13 protein-coding genes are annotated in these 14,043 nt (G+C 43.4%); 11 read left to right on the top strand and 2 right to left on the bottom strand.

Annotated elements, in window-relative coordinates; translation table 11 throughout:
- Positions 1-192: 192 nt before the first annotated feature.
- From H171_RS06840 to hslO, 3 genes are all read left to right on the top strand, one after another.
- Complete coding sequence (locus H171_RS06840; protein ID WP_100304474.1) at positions 193-702, top strand: SEC-C metal-binding domain-containing protein; 510 nt, start codon at positions 193-195, stop codon at positions 700-702.
- Between the two features lie 178 nt (positions 703-880).
- Positions 881-1,639: a class I SAM-dependent DNA methyltransferase gene (locus H171_RS06845; protein WP_100304475.1), complete on the top strand. Its 759-nt coding sequence runs from the start codon at positions 881-883 to the stop codon at positions 1,637-1,639.
- A 1-nt stretch (position 1,640) separates the two neighbouring features.
- Positions 1,641-2,516, top strand: a complete 876-nt coding sequence (gene hslO / locus H171_RS06850) for an Hsp33 family molecular chaperone HslO (protein WP_100304476.1) — start codon at positions 1,641-1,643, stop codon at positions 2,514-2,516.
- Between the two features lie 109 nt (positions 2,517-2,625).
- Here hslO and H171_RS06855 read toward each other — a convergent pair whose 3' ends face one another.
- Positions 2,626-2,823 carry a cold shock domain-containing protein gene (locus H171_RS06855; protein WP_025233342.1) on the bottom strand — a complete coding sequence of 66 codons (198 nt, stop codon included), beginning with the start codon at positions 2,821-2,823 and terminating at the stop codon, positions 2,626-2,628.
- A 215-nt stretch (positions 2,824-3,038) separates the two neighbouring features.
- Here H171_RS06855 and H171_RS06860 point away from each other — a divergent pair, with 215 nt between their 5' ends.
- Together H171_RS06860 and H171_RS06865 are read left to right on the top strand one after the other, a co-directional pair.
- A complete protein-coding gene (locus tag H171_RS06860) occupies positions 3,039-3,584 on the top strand; it encodes a DUF5662 family protein (protein ID WP_100304477.1) in 546 nt (181 codons plus the stop codon).
- A gap of 413 nt (positions 3,585-3,997) precedes the next feature.
- Positions 3,998-5,347 carry a PQQ-dependent sugar dehydrogenase gene (locus tag H171_RS06865; protein WP_100304478.1) on the top strand — a complete coding sequence of 450 codons (1,350 nt, stop codon included), beginning with the start codon at positions 3,998-4,000 and terminating at the stop codon, positions 5,345-5,347.
- A 137-nt stretch (positions 5,348-5,484) separates the two neighbouring features.
- Here the strand turns inward: H171_RS06865 and H171_RS06870 are convergent, their stop codons facing one another.
- The gene (locus H171_RS06870; protein ID WP_100304479.1) at positions 5,485-6,579 is read right to left on the bottom strand and encodes a ribonuclease H-like domain-containing protein; all 1,095 of its coding nucleotides are present in this window, start codon (positions 6,577-6,579) and stop codon (positions 5,485-5,487) included.
- Positions 6,580-6,819: 240 nt separating this feature from the next.
- Between H171_RS06870 and ruvA the strand changes: the two genes are divergently transcribed.
- The 6 genes from ruvA (at position 6,820) to H171_RS06900 (ending at position 13,959) form a co-directional block, all read left to right on the top strand.
- Positions 6,820-7,431, top strand: coding sequence for a Holliday junction branch migration protein RuvA (gene ruvA, locus H171_RS06875; protein ID WP_100304480.1), 612 nt, complete (start codon positions 6,820-6,822; stop codon positions 7,429-7,431).
- Positions 7,432-7,451: 20 nt separating this feature from the next.
- The gene (gene ruvB, locus H171_RS06880) at positions 7,452-8,450 is read left to right on the top strand and encodes a Holliday junction branch migration DNA helicase RuvB (protein ID WP_100304481.1); all 999 of its coding nucleotides are present in this window, start codon (positions 7,452-7,454) and stop codon (positions 8,448-8,450) included.
- A 132-nt stretch (positions 8,451-8,582) separates the two neighbouring features.
- Complete coding sequence (locus H171_RS06885) at positions 8,583-8,951, top strand: cell division protein ZapA (protein ID WP_100307447.1); 369 nt, start codon at positions 8,583-8,585, stop codon at positions 8,949-8,951.
- 122 nt (positions 8,952-9,073) lie between these two features.
- Positions 9,074-11,209: a U32 family peptidase gene (locus tag H171_RS06890; protein WP_242977078.1), complete on the top strand. Its 2,136-nt coding sequence runs from the start codon at positions 9,074-9,076 to the stop codon at positions 11,207-11,209.
- A gap of 7 nt (positions 11,210-11,216) precedes the next feature.
- The gene (locus H171_RS06895) at positions 11,217-12,542 is read left to right on the top strand and encodes an FtsW/RodA/SpoVE family cell cycle protein (protein ID WP_100304483.1); all 1,326 of its coding nucleotides are present in this window, start codon (positions 11,217-11,219) and stop codon (positions 12,540-12,542) included.
- Entirely contained in the window at positions 12,532-13,959 is a 1,428-nt protein-coding gene (locus H171_RS06900) for a peptidoglycan D,D-transpeptidase FtsI family protein (RefSeq protein ID WP_330404190.1), read from the top strand. The genes H171_RS06895 and H171_RS06900 overlap by 11 nt, the downstream gene beginning before the upstream one ends.
- The last annotated feature ends 84 nt before the right edge of the window (positions 13,960-14,043 follow it).

A 14,043-nucleotide genomic window follows, 5' to 3' on the forward strand; every position in this document is an offset into this window, starting at 1 on the left:
TGTAAAATAAGAAAAAACATTTTGCAAAATATATAAAGATGTTATATACTGTTTGTTGGAGTACTACTGGAAGTCAAATACCTTGCAGCAAGCTGGGGGCCATTTGACTCCGTTGGCAGTTGACAAGGTCAGGCTTTACTGATCTTGGCTCATTGCCTTCATGAGAATAACAGACAAAAGGATGGTTTGAACATGGCTATTTTAGAAAATTGGAGAAACTTGGCATACGGCGATGGGCTGGATGATAAAGGAAAAGAAGAATTATGGACCGAGTATTTCAAAGTAGAAAAGGGAATCTATGAGCATATTCTTTCCAAACCAGAGGAAGCGGTAGAGGGAACGGTAGAGGATCTGGCAAAGAGATATGGTACAGATGTCCAGACAATGACCGGATTTTTAGATGGAATCAATGAAAGCTTAAAGGGATATGAGAACCCTATTGAGACCATGGACGAGCAGACCGTGGTAAAAATAGAGATCGATCCGGAAAAGCTGTATTATAATATGGTAGAGGCTAAAGCAGAATGGCTGTATAATCTTCCTGAGTGGGATGCAATACTGTCAGAAGAAAAGAAAAAAGAGCTTTATAAAAAGCAGAAAGCTTCTGGAACCATTGTAAAAGGAGCAAAGGTTGGAAGAAATGATCCATGTCCATGCGGCAGCGGCAAGAAGTATAAAAAGTGCTGCGGATCCAACCAGTAATCCAATGCTGCCCCGGCAGCAGGATAAAGAGACAGGAAGGCAGGTACCTCTTTATGAGTTACCTGCTTTGTTTTTGGATACCTTAATAATGCCCAAAAGGCATGGGCAAGAAAGAGGAAACACCCTTCGGGTATACCTTAATGCCCAAGGAGCATGGGCAAGAAAGAGGAAACTGTGAATGGAAGCGTACACTAGCTTTGCAGAGGTCTATGACCGGTTTATGGACAACATTCCATATAAGGACTGGTGTGAATACGTAACTGGTCTGTTGAATGAATATGGAATCAGGGAAGGCTTGATTCTTGACCTGGGATGCGGTACGGGAAGCCTTACGGAGCTTCTTGCGGACCGGGGGTATGATATGATCGGAGTGGACAACTCCGAAGACATGCTGCAGATTGCCATGGAGAAGCGGGAAAAGTCAGGGAAAGACATCCTTTATCTTATGCAGGATATGAGGGAATTTGAACTCTACGGCACGGTGCGGGCTGTTATAAGCATTTGTGACTGTATAAACTATATTCTGGAATATGAGGATTTGGCGGATGTTTTCAGGTTGGTAAACAATTATCTGGATCCTGGAGGAATTTTTATATTTGATCTGAACACTATATATAAATATGATACCATTATGGGTGACTCTACCATTGCGGAGGACCGGGAGGAATGCAGCTTTATCTGGGATAATTATTATGACAAGAAATCCCGGATCAATGAATATGATCTTTCCCTGTTTATCAGGCAGGAGGATGACTTATACCGGAAATATACGGAGAATCATTACCAAAGAGCATATTCTCTGGAGGAGGTAAAGATCGCGATAAGAGAGGCCGGCATGGATTTTGTGGCAGCTTTTGATGCTTTTACCAAAGAACCCGTAAAGGATACCAGTGAAAGAATTTATATCATAGCAAGAGAACGCGGAAAGGAATTATAAAATGGCTGATTATATTGTCAGAGCTACAGCAGGGGATCATCAGATCCGTGCTTTTGCTGCTACTACCAGGGAACTGGTAGAACAGGCAAGACAAGCTCATAATACAAGCCCTATCGCTACGGCTGCCTTAGGCAGGCTTTTAACTGCGGGAAGTATGATGGGCATTATGATGAAGGGGGAAGATGATTTACTGACCCTTAAGATCCAGGGAAGCGGTCCTATGGAGGGCCTTACGGTGACAGCAGATTCAAAAGGAAATGTAAAAGGTTATGTTTACAATCCAGGCGTCATGCTTCCTCCCAATCAGGCAGGAAAGCTGGATGTAGGCGGTGCAGTAGGAGAGGGAGTATTAAGTGTAATTAAAGATATCGGACTCAAGGAGCCATACGTTGGACAGACCATACTGGTGGGCGGTGAAATTGCGGAAGATCTAACTTATTACTATGCTTCTTCTGAGCAAACGCCTTCATCGGTGGCACTTGGTGTTTTAATGAATAGGGATAATACCGTAAAACAGGCCGGCGGCTTTATCATCCAGCTCCTGCCGGGAGCATCTGAGGAGATTATAGGAGGACTGGAGAAAAAGCTGGGAGAGATTACCTCGATCACAGAGCTTTTGGATCAGGGAAATACACCGGAGATGATTCTTGAGTATATCCTTGGAGAGTTTGGCCTGGAACTGATGGAACAGGTTCCTACCCGTTTTTATTGCAACTGTGATAAAGCCAGGGTGGAAAAGGCCTTGATCAGCATCGGAAGGAAAGAACTTCAGGAAATGATTGACGAAGGAAAGAGCATTGAAGTGAACTGCCATTTCTGTAATAAAAATTATGAGTTTACAGTAGAAGACTTAGAAAGTCTGCGCGATAAGACCTAAGACAAGGATATCAAAAAGAGCCATCCACTGGATGGCTCTAATCGTAATCATGTGAAACAATATAACTTCTTCCTGTATATTGAAAAAAGGTACACTGATGAGTCAATGATTATAATTTGGTAACGTTTGTAGCTTGTGGTCCCTTAGCTCCGTCTACAACATCGAACTCTACCGCAGCGCCTTCATCTAAGGATTTGAAGCCGTCCATGCTAAGACCTGAGTAGTGAACAAATACATCGTTACCCTGTTCGTCGGAAATAAATCCGTAACCCTTTTGGTTGTTAAACCACTTAACTGTACCTTTCATTATGATACCTCCAAAATGAATAAAAAAATTGTACTGTTACAGGATATCTGTAACCTCCCTAAGAATAGCATAAAAAGGGAGAGGTGTCAAACGTTTTCCGTCTTAAAAATCAATAAATCTTCATTAAAAAATAAAGGGGAAATAAGTAGTGAAACCGGAGAAAATTGTGGTAAAATGGGAAAAGATTCTTTTGCAAGGGTAAAAAGGTGAATGCAATGAAATTTATGAATTTGTGGGGTCATTTTTGTACAATCAATATACATAAGATCCGAGTCATGAAAAACTGTTTTCGTGTAGGTCTTATAAAGCAGGGACTGCTTCATGATTTGTCAAAATACAGTCTGGAAGAGTTTGTTCCAGGCGTTCTTTATTACCAGGGGACCAGAAGCCCCAATGCTGCGGAAAGAGAGGACAAGGGTTTCTCAAAAGCCTGGCTCCACCATAAAGGCCGCAACAAGCACCATTATGAATACTGGATCGACTTTACCACAGATATGTCGGAGGGTCTGGTAGGTCATAAGATGCCCCTAAACTATGTCATCGAGATGATGATGGACCGGATTGCGGCATCGAAAACCTATAAGGGCAAGGATTACACCGACGCATCGCCTTGGGAATATTATATACATGCGAAAAACTACATGGTCATTGCCCCTGAGACAAGAAATTTGTTGGAGGAGCTTCTTTTGATGTTAAAAAACCAAGGGGAGCAAAGGACATTTTCTTATATCAGACATTTATTGGAAAAAGGAGATTACTAGCTCCCATCATAAAGGATTTTAGCGAAGAGTTCTTAATATATATCGAACAGGAGATACCAGAATCTCTTTTGCAAGAGATATTTAAAGAAACTTTATTGGGATAAGAATTATAAACGATAGGTATATAGCGATGATAATTAATTGAATATGCAAGAAATAATAATTCAGTATGAAACTGATCGATTGTTTTTTATACTGAAAAAGGAGAAGGTTAATTCAAAAAATCGCTATGTCAGCAGGTACATAATGAAGATGATTTATAAGACGATATTTAAATGCTAAGGCTTGGTTGTGAATCTTGGGGAAGTCCGGCATAATCCCAAAATCCTACCGATGAATATTCAGTACAGAACGGTAACTATATTTTTACACGTATCATATATTGTAAATAATAGTATAAGCGGAGATTTAAGGTGAATTTCGCTGTAAACAAGCACCTGCAGAAGTCATGCATGCAGCAAGCTCCATATAAACAGAGGGAGCTAGATCCGGATAGAATAAGTGTACCTGTCGGTTATCAAATAGAAGTATTTGCTCAGGGATTAAATGCACCTATTGGTATGGTATTTACAGAAAAGGGTGATATGTTAATTGCTGACTCCGGAATGGCTACAATGAATCCGAAAGTTATGCGTATGAGTAATGGAAATATAGATGTTGTAGCCGATGGCTTTAATGTCCCCATAACTGGTATCAATTATAAAAATGGATATATTTATGTATCGCATAAAGGTGTTATAACTGTTCTTAGTCCGGATGGTACAAGACAGGATATTATAAGTGGCTTGCCAAGCAACGGTGACTTTAGCAACAACCGTGTCGAATTTGGTATTGATGAGAAAATATATTTTGGACAGGGAACAATAACGAATTCTGGTGTAGTAGGACTGGATAATAGCTGGGTTCATGAGCATTCTAATTTACATGATTATCCAGGTTCCTATATATTTCTTAACTACACTAATTTTGAAACTAAAAATGTATTGATACCAGCCATGGGGACGGCTGTTACCGGAGCTTTTTCCCCTTTTGGAGTTCCGACTATTCAACAATATCAAGTAAAAGAAGGCAGAACCTTAGCCTCTGGCAGTGTTTTAAGGGCAAATATGGATGGATCTGGTATAGAACAGGTTGCATGGGGGCTTCGTAATCCGTTTTGTATGAAATTTGATGCCTTGAAACGACTGATCATATCAAACCAGGGAATGGATGCAAGAGGAAGCAGACCGATTGCCAATGCATTAGATGAATTGCATTTGTTAAATATAGGTGCGTGGTATGGCTGGCCAGATTACACAGGAGGAGTTCCTGTGACATTGCCCAGGTTTACTCCGATCAGAGGCAGAAAACCAGAACCATTACTTCATACTATTCCATCGGTACCGCCGACACCAATTGCAGTTTTTCCGTCTGGATCCAATATCATGGGATTTGATTTTAACGAATCATCAGATTTTGGACTGATCGGCGACATTTACATTGCATGCTTTGGTGGAATCCAATACGAAGAGCCTGGCGATATACATTCAGGTGTAGGACATAGGGTATTGAAAGTTAATGTTGTGAATGGAGAAATAGCGACATTTGCTATCAACAAATCAGGATTTCCGGAAGAAAGGGGGCTGAGCAGGCCCACTGATGTTGTTTTCGGACCTGATAATTCCATGTATATATCGGATATGGCGATCTCTGATTTAGATATGCATAATATTTATTTACCAAACACAGGAGTAATTTGGAGAATAAGAAAAATAAATCTTTAGATATAATTTAAGGGAAGTCATCTGGCTTCCCTTAAAACATCTAAATATTTAACATTGATTTAACCAAAAGCTTCATATAAAAGACGTTCCATAAAACATTCGGTAAAGTGCCATAAACCGGGGAAAACGATTTTAAATTAACGGCACAGGGTATCTAACAGGTGACGGACGTAAATGCAAAGCTTTTCACCATCCTCAAAGAAGTCCGATTCATAGGAAACATAAGTGATTTTATCCTTGAATTCCATTTGCAGGCAGGGTGTCCACAAGGAGGAAAACTGGGGAAGATACCAGCCGGCCCTGCGTGTGTAGCATGTCTTAGCCGTAGCTTTTATCCGGGCTTCCTTATCCACGTATTCCGCCACGCTTTTGTGAATGGCCTTGTCTTCATAAATCAAATAATAATAATTTTTATAATCAGGATAAAAATATTTTAATTCACCCTCATAGAGGTCTATGGTTATGGTCAGGTGTTCTCCTTTTGCATCCATGGAGACCAGGGAATTGGATTTGGAAAATCCAACAGGAACGGCAAAGCCATTTGTACAGGTAAGCCGTAAAGAGTGGAACTCCCGGCCGAAGATGTCCTCCTGGCTTAATAACTCCTGGTGCTCAAGGAAAAAGCTATGCTCCAAAAAGTCCGGGTAATTCAATATAGGGAGGATCAGTGGCATTCCTTTTAAATCATCTTCATTATGTAATATTAAAAGATCAAATAGAAATTTATCATGGGAGATAAGATAATCTTTATAAACTTCGATCAGCTGACCGCCGGAATAAAGATCCTTCCTCTCTACTTTTAAGAACTCCTCAATGGCTTTTTGCTTCATGGAAGGAAGTCCAAGAAGTCCCCTGTAAGGGCGTATTTTTTTGTAAATATCCAGGCTTTTCACACTGGAAAAATTATAAGGCATGCCATGGGCAAGGCAGCGCTTCAAAAGATAGGGAATATCGAAACCATCCCCGTTAAAATGGATGACTGTATTAAAATCTTCTAAGAAATTAAAAAAGGTTTCCAGCAGTTCTTTTTCCGAATCCAGGGAGTCAGCGAACCATTGGACCAGGTTCCAACAGCCGTTCCTATAATAAACACATCCGATCAGATAAAGGGTAGAATACTCCCCGGAGAAGCCTGTGGTTTCTATATCAAAGAACAGCAGATCCTCTTTCCGGCCGATCCGGTCTAAGGGATATGTCTCATGAAATGCAATGGTTTTCTGTAAGGTGATCATGTATGATTCCGCCCTTTCCTTAGTACTGTTCATGTTTTTTGAACAGGGCAAACCCCGATTTGCCGGGTATATGGGGATACCCGCAGGGTATTTTCTCTCCCAATATTATAGCGGAAAGGCGCTGGTCCGTCAACGAAAAACAGAATATTTGTTCGACCATCCGCTTGCATAAGAACAGGCTGTATGCTATGATAAATAATATAGATAAGATTTCCAGCATAACAAAAGGAGACAGAGGTCGTGATTTCTTTCGTAAAAGGGCCATTGGTTGAAATATTTGAAGATACCGTTGTTATAGAGAGCGGGAACGTGGGATATGAGATACATGTTCCCATATCCGTGATTCAAAATATGCCGGGAATTGGCGCAGAGGCAAAGTTATATACATATTTTCAGGTAAGAGAGGATGCCATGTGCCTCTACGGTTTCTTAAACCGTCAGGATCTGCAGATGTTTAAGCAGCTCATAAGTGTGAACGGGATTGGCCCCAAGGGAGCCTTGGGAATTCTTTCTGCTCTTGACCCGGATGATTTAAGAAGGGCCATTGTTTCAGGAGACGCCAAAGCCATATCCAAAGCGCCGGGGGTTGGAGCAAAGAGTGCTCAGAGGATTATATTGGATTTAAAAGATAAGATTGATATCGCTGGAATTCTCCCTTCCGGGTTTGTGGAACAGAGGAATGGGCCTGTTTTATCCGGCGGCGGGGTAGCAGGAGAAGCCATGGAAGCGCTGGCGGCTCTGGGATATTCCGCAGTTGAGGCGGGCAAGGCGGTTCGTCAGGTGGAAGTGACGGAATCCATGACGGTGGAAGATGTGCTTAAGGCTTCCTTAAAGCATCTGGCATTTATATAAAATAACGGGTAAAGGCAGAGATGGAACGTAGAATTATAACCACAGAGGTAACAGAAGAAGATAAAAGAATAGAACCAAACTTAAGGCCCATGTGTCTTGCTGAGTATATTGGACAGGAAAAGATACGTACCAATTTAAAAGTATATATTGATGCCGCCAAAGCCAGGGGGGAATCCCTGGATCATGTTTTATTTTACGGGCCTCCCGGCCTGGGAAAAACGACTCTTTCAGGGATCATTGCCAATGAAATGGGAGTCAACATGAAGGTCACATCAGGACCTGCAATCGAAAAACCGGGCGAGATGGCCGCCATACTGAACAATCTCCAGGAAGGGGATGTGCTGTTTGTGGATGAGATCCACCGATTAAACCGCCAGGTAGAAGAGGTTTTGTATCCAGCCATGGAGGACTATGCCATAGATATCATGCTGGGAAAGGATTCTTCTGCCAGATCCATAAGACTGGATCTTCCGAAATTCACATTGGTGGGAGCGACTACCAGAGCGGGGCTTTTAACCGCTCCATTAAGAGACAGGTTCGGTGTGGTGCAGAAGCTGGAATTTTATACGCCGCAGGAGTTAAAGATAATTGTTTGCCGTTCCGCCAGGGTCTTACAGGTGGAAATTGAGGAAGAAGGGGCGGCAGAGATCGCCAAACGGTCCAGGGGAACTCCAAGACTGGCAAACCGCCTGTTAAAGAGAGTCCGGGATTTCGCCCAGGTAAAGTACAACGGTATTATCACAAAAGAAGTGGCGGATTTTGCCCTGGACATTCTGGATGTGGATAAGTTTGGCCTGGATTATAATGACAGGGCGATCCTGACCACAATGATTGAGAAATTTGCCGGTGGTCCGGTAGGACTGGATACCCTGGCAGCTTCTCTGGGAGAGGATGCCGGGACGCTGGAAGATGTTTATGAACCGTATCTTCTGATGAACGGCTTTATAAACCGCACCTCCAGAGGGCGTGTTGCCACGGAACGGGCATATGAACATCTTGGAATCTCCTTGGGATCGTAATCTGCCTGAATTTTAGAACTTTCCTATTATTTAGCCGTACTTTTTGGACATAAAGGTATGCAGGCAGGGCTTTTCTATCTGCACAAAATATGTTATAGTAAAAAGGAGCAAATGAAACAGGGAGAGAACAGCATGGATTCCAAACGCAGTACAGAAGTTTTAATAGATGGCAAGATTTATGCTTTGGGCGGAAGTGAGGAAGAAAGTTATATCCACCGCCTGGCAAGCTACATCAATGAGATGATTATAACGCTGAAGCATCAGGAAGGGTTCACGAAGCAAAGCGCAGAATATCAAAATATCATGATTCAGTTAAATATGGCGGATGATTACTTCAAGGCCAGAGAACAGACCGCCATGCTGGAGCAGCAGAAGGCGGAGATGGAAAAGGAGATCTATAGCTTAAAGCATGAACTTGTTGCCACTCAGATGAAGCTTGAGTCGGCAAAGCTTGAACTGGTGGAAACCAGGAAATCTGTGGATTCCGGTAAGAAAGAATAAGTCAGGAGGGGATGTTGGGCGGCAGGGCCGTGACATCCTCTCTTTCATCAATAAAGGGCAATCAGGAGGAACTTGTGAAGAAAGCAGTTGAAATTCTTGCTCCGGCAGGATCATTTGAAAGTATGAAGGCAGCGGTGGCGGCAGGCGCCGATGCAGTCTATATGGGCGGCAGCCGGTTTGGGGCAAGAGCATTTGCGGAAAATCCCGAGGAGGACAAGCTGCTGGAAGCCATTGATTACGTCCATCTTCATGGGCGAAAGTTATACATGACCGTTAATACGCTGATGAAGGAGCAGGAGATAGGGGAGCTTTACGATTATCTTGTTCCGTATTACAGGCAGGGCCTGGATGCAGTCATCGTACAGGATATGGGAACCTTCCGGTTTATCCGGGAGAATTTTCCGGGACTTCCCATTCATGCAAGTACTCAGATGACCATAACCGGCGCTTATGGGGCCAGGATTTTAAAAGACTTAGGAGCAGACCGGGTTGTTACTGCCAGGGAATTATCCCTGAAGGAAATTGCAAAGATACGTGATCAGGTGGATGTGGAGATCGAGAGTTTTGTACACGGCGCATTATGCTACTGCTATTCCGGTCAATGCTTATTCAGCAGCCTCATAGGAGGGAGAAGCGGAAACAGAGGAAGATGTGCCCAAACCTGCCGTCTGCCCTACGAGGTGAAACGGGAAGGCCAGGCTCTTGGAGGAAAGGATGACCATTATTGCCTCAGCCTCAAGGATTTGAGCACTTTGGATATCATACCGGACATGATTGAAGCCGGAGTCTATTCCATGAAAATTGAAGGAAGGATGAAGAGTCCAAGGTATACGGCTGGAGTAGTAAACATTTACCGAAAGTACGCGGACCTTTATCTGGCTAAAGGAAGAGAGGGCTACCGGGTCGAATCGCAGGATAAAAAAATGCTTCTGGATCTATTTGACCGGGGAGGTCAGACCGACGGATACTACAAGCGCCAAAATGGACGGGATATGGTAGTTTGGAAAGAAAAGCCTGCTTTTCGTGAAGGCAATCAGGGGTTGTTTGATTATCTTGATAAAAACTTTGTAGAAAAACAGGTAAAGGAGCCGGTGATTGGAACTGTACTTTTGGAAGAAGGACAGATGGCCTCTTTGCAGTTAAGTGCCTGCGGCCATAATGCCGCCGTCGCAGGGGAGATCGTACAGACTGCCCAAAATCAGCCTGTAACAGAGGAAAAGGTAAGGAAGCAGCTGGATAAAACCGGAAATACACCTTTTTATTTTGAAAATCTCGATATTAAGATAACGGGGAATATATTCCTACCGGTTCAGACTCTTAATGATCTGCGCAGGCGCGGATTGGAAGCCTTGGAATATGAAATTCTTAAAGATTATAAAGAGAAGAGGCAGGCAGTACCGGTGAAAGCTGTAAAAGAGGCTGTTTATAGCCAAAAATCTTCTTCAGAAGGCCCCGAACTTACGGTTTCACTGGAGCGGCCGGATTGTTTGGAAGAAGCGGTGTCCAGCCCTGATGTAAAAAGAATTTATATTGATTCTGCAGAATTTAAGCCGGAACAATGGAAAGCCTCTGTGGAGGCAAGTCACAGGGCCGGCAAGGAGTGTATGCTTACCATGCCTCATATTTTCAGGATCAGGGCAGAACAGTTCTTTGATAAACATTTAACGGAGTTGAAAGCTGCTGCATTTGACGGATTTCTGATCCGTTCTCTGGAGGAAACAGGTTATTTAAAAGAGAAGGAAGTCAATGGTACCCTGGTATTTGATTTTGGCATGTATGGAATGAACAATTTTGCCCAGGAGATGCTAATAGAGCTGGGAGCGGATGAGCTTACCTGGCCGGTAGAATTAAACAGCCGGGATTTGGGAAAACTAAAAGTTCCAGGGGAGCTTTTGGTATATGGCAGGCTGCCAATGATGGTGACCGCCCAATGCCTTCATCAGGGAATGGAACAATGTGACAAAACACCGGTCGTATTGTCATTAAAGGACCGGTTGGGGAAGGCATTTCCTGTTAAAAACCATTGCACTTTCTGCTATAATTCCATTTATAATTCAGCGGCCGTTTCCCTTCTTGGTTTAGAGGAAGCGGTAAAGGGATTATCTCCCTCATTGTTACGGCTTCAGTTCACTACAGAGAACAAAGCACAGACAAAAGCGGTGATACAAAGCTTTTCTGACGGATTCCTTTACGGAAGAGAAGCAAAATTGCCGTTTGAAGAATTCACAAGGGGTCATTTCAAACGCGGTGTAGAGTAGGTGACATATGATTAATCTGATTATTGACGTCTCCAGATATCTGATGATACTGTTGATTGCATTATACACATATTTGAATTTTCGTTTTTTTTCCTTTCCGGATGAAATCAGGAAAAGGAAGATTTGCAGACGCCAGAATTTTGCTATGTTTCTCATTCATCTTCTTGCCTATTTGGTCATCTGGCTGGAGACAGAGGATGAAAAGATGCTGGTTTTTTACGTGGCCCAGGTAATCTTCTTTTTCAGTTACCTTTTCCTGTACCGGCTGATTTACCGCAATGTATCCAGGTTGCTGGTCAATAATATGTGCATGCTTCTTACCATAGGCTTTATTATGCTGACCAGGCTTTCTTTTGACCGGGCCATGAAGCAGTTTGTGATCGTTGCTGCCGCGGCTTTGGTGACATTTGCCATCCCCTTTGTCATTGACAGAGTATGGCAGCTGAGTAAGATTCCATGGATCTATGGAATTGGAGGAATCCTTCTTCTGGGAATTGTATGCCTTGCAGGAACCAGCAGCTACGGCGCCCAGCTATCCCTGGAGTTCGGAGGTTATTCCTTCCAGCCCACGGAATTTGTAAAGATCATTTATGTCTTTTTTATAGCCACTATGTTTTACCGGTCCACCAGCATGAAGACTGTTCTTATTGTCACTTCGGCGGCGGCCCTTCATGTGCTCATTCTGGTGGCCTCCAAAGACCTTGGAAGCGCCCTCATTTTCTTTGTGACTTATGTTTTCATGCTCTTTGTGGCAACAGGAAAATGGCGGTATCTTCTAGTCGGGGCTGGAGGAGGGACTCTTGCCTCCATGTTGGCCTATCAGCTTTTCGGGCATGTAAGGACCAGAGTATCGGCATGGTTAAACCCCTGGGCGGATATTGCAGGGAAGGGGTACCAGATTACCCAGTCTTTGTTTGCCATTGGCACTGGAGGCTGGTTTGGTATGGGACTATACCGTGGGATGCCAAGAAGGATCCCGGTGGTTGAAAAGGATTTTATATTTTCAGCGATTTCGGAGGAGCTGGGAGGCATCTTTGCCATGTGCGTCCTTCTTATCTGTCTGGGATGTTTTTTACAATTCATGATGATTGCCAGCCGGATGCAGGCGGTATTCTATAAGCTGATTGCATTTGGCCTTGGAACGATTTATATCATTCAGGTATTTTTAACTGTAGGAGGAGTAACGAAATTTATCCCTTCCACAGGAGTAACGCTTCCTTTAGTCAGTTATGGAGGAAGCTCCATCCTAAGCACCTTTATCATCTTTGGAATCATCCAGGGACTTTATATACTCAAACGCAATGAAGAGGAAGAAGAAAAATATGAAGGCTAACCCGAATCCAAAAGCAAATCACCATATCCTGATACTTACCTATGGGGTCGTACTACTTTTTGTAGGGCTTGCGGTTTATTTTGGTTACTTTTTGCTTGTGAAAAGCGACAGTGTGATCAATAATTCCTACAATGCCAGACTTGACAGCTTTGCCGACCGGGTGGTACGCGGAGAAATCTACAGCAATGACGGCAGGATCCTTGCCAGGACAGATGTGGACGGAGAGGGAAAGGAAACAAGAGTTTATCCATATGATTCACTGTTTGCCCATGCGCTGGGTTATTCCACCAATGGAAAGACGGGTCTGGAAGCCCTGGCTAATTTTTATCTACTGACAAGCCATGTAAATCTTGTAGAGCAGGTGGCAAATGAGCTGTCTGGCAAGAAGAATCAGGGGGATAGTGTTGTCTCTACTCTTGATGTGGATCTTCAGAAGACGGCTTATGATGCCTTAGGCAAGCGAAAAGGGGCAGTGGTAGTGATGGAGCCGGATACCGGCAAGATCCTTGCCATGGTATCCAAACCGGATTATAACCCTAATACCCTGGCTGCAGACTGGAGTCAGCTGGTGGCGGAAGAGAACACTTCTGGACAGTTATTAAACCGTGCGACTCAGGGACTATATCCTCCGGGGTCTACCTTTAAGATGGTTACGGCATTGGAATATATAAGGGAAAATCCGTCCAATTATAAGGATTATACCTTTGACTGCAAAGGCATTTATAAAAATGGGGATTATACCATCAGGTGTTACCATGAGACAGTTCATGGACATCAAAATCTGGAACAGGCATTTGCAAATTCCTGCAACGGAGCTTTTTCAAATCTTGGTCTGCTTCTGGACTTAAATGGATTAAAGAATACTGCGGACCAGCTTCTCTTTAATACGGATCTGGCCTTACCCATTGCAAGCAGCAAAAGCTCTTATACCATGGGAGGCGGTGCTGATACGTGGCAGATCCTTCAGACTGCGATTGGCCAGGGACAGACTCAGATCACGCCCATTCATAATGCCATGATTGCTGCGGCCATTGCCAACGGCGGAACTCTTATGAAGCCTTATTTCATTGACCGGGTGGAAAACGTAGGGGGGGATATCATTAAGAAATTTATGCCTCAGTCCTATACGAGTCTTATGACTGCCGTGGAAGCTTCTGAATTAACTGAGTTTATGCGGGATGTTGTAACAGAGGGAACAGGCTCTGCCCTTAGGACCGATGCCTATACAGTAGCCGGAAAGACCGGATCTGCGGAATTTGAAAAAGGTAAGGAAACCCATGCATGGTTTGTAGGATTTGCTCCGGCAGAGCATCCAAGAGTCGTTATATGTGTAATTGCAGAAGAGGCCGGCTCAGGCGGGCAGGCGGCGGCTCCAATTGCCAGAGCTTTATTTGATATATATTTTTCCAAACAATAAAAAGAATGCTAGTTGTTTACAATAATTACGCACTTGCATATGAAACCAAAAAGAGGTATACTAGAGCCAGTCTGTGTGACACAC

The organism is [Clostridium] celerecrescens 18A (assembly GCF_002797975.1).
Taxonomy (GTDB): domain Bacteria; phylum Bacillota; class Clostridia; order Lachnospirales; family Lachnospiraceae; genus Lacrimispora; species Lacrimispora celerecrescens.

Coding starts and splice junctions, on each gene's coding strand:
- H171_RS06840 (WP_100304474.1), top strand. CDS start 193: ATGGCTATTTTAGAAAATTGGAGAAACTTGGCATACGGCGATGGGCTG.
- H171_RS06845 (WP_100304475.1), top strand. CDS start 881: ATGGAAGCGTACACTAGCTTTGCAGAGGTCTATGACCGGTTTATGGAC.
- hslO (WP_100304476.1), top strand. CDS start 1,641: ATGGCTGATTATATTGTCAGAGCTACAGCAGGGGATCATCAGATCCGT.
- H171_RS06855 (WP_025233342.1), bottom strand. CDS start 2,823: ATGAAAGGTACAGTTAAGTGGTTTAACAACCAAAAGGGTTACGGATTT.
- H171_RS06860 (WP_100304477.1), top strand. CDS start 3,039: ATGAAATTTATGAATTTGTGGGGTCATTTTTGTACAATCAATATACAT.
- H171_RS06870 (WP_100304479.1), bottom strand. CDS start 6,579: ATGATCACCTTACAGAAAACCATTGCATTTCATGAGACATATCCCTTA.
- ruvB (WP_100304481.1), top strand. CDS start 7,452: ATGGAACGTAGAATTATAACCACAGAGGTAACAGAAGAAGATAAAAGA.
- H171_RS06885 (WP_100307447.1), top strand. CDS start 8,583: ATGGATTCCAAACGCAGTACAGAAGTTTTAATAGATGGCAAGATTTAT.
- H171_RS06890 (WP_242977078.1), top strand. CDS start 9,074: ATGAAGGCAGCGGTGGCGGCAGGCGCCGATGCAGTCTATATGGGCGGC.
- H171_RS06895 (WP_100304483.1), top strand. CDS start 11,217: ATGATTAATCTGATTATTGACGTCTCCAGATATCTGATGATACTGTTG.
- H171_RS06900 (WP_330404190.1), top strand. CDS start 12,532: ATGAAGGCTAACCCGAATCCAAAAGCAAATCACCATATCCTGATACTT.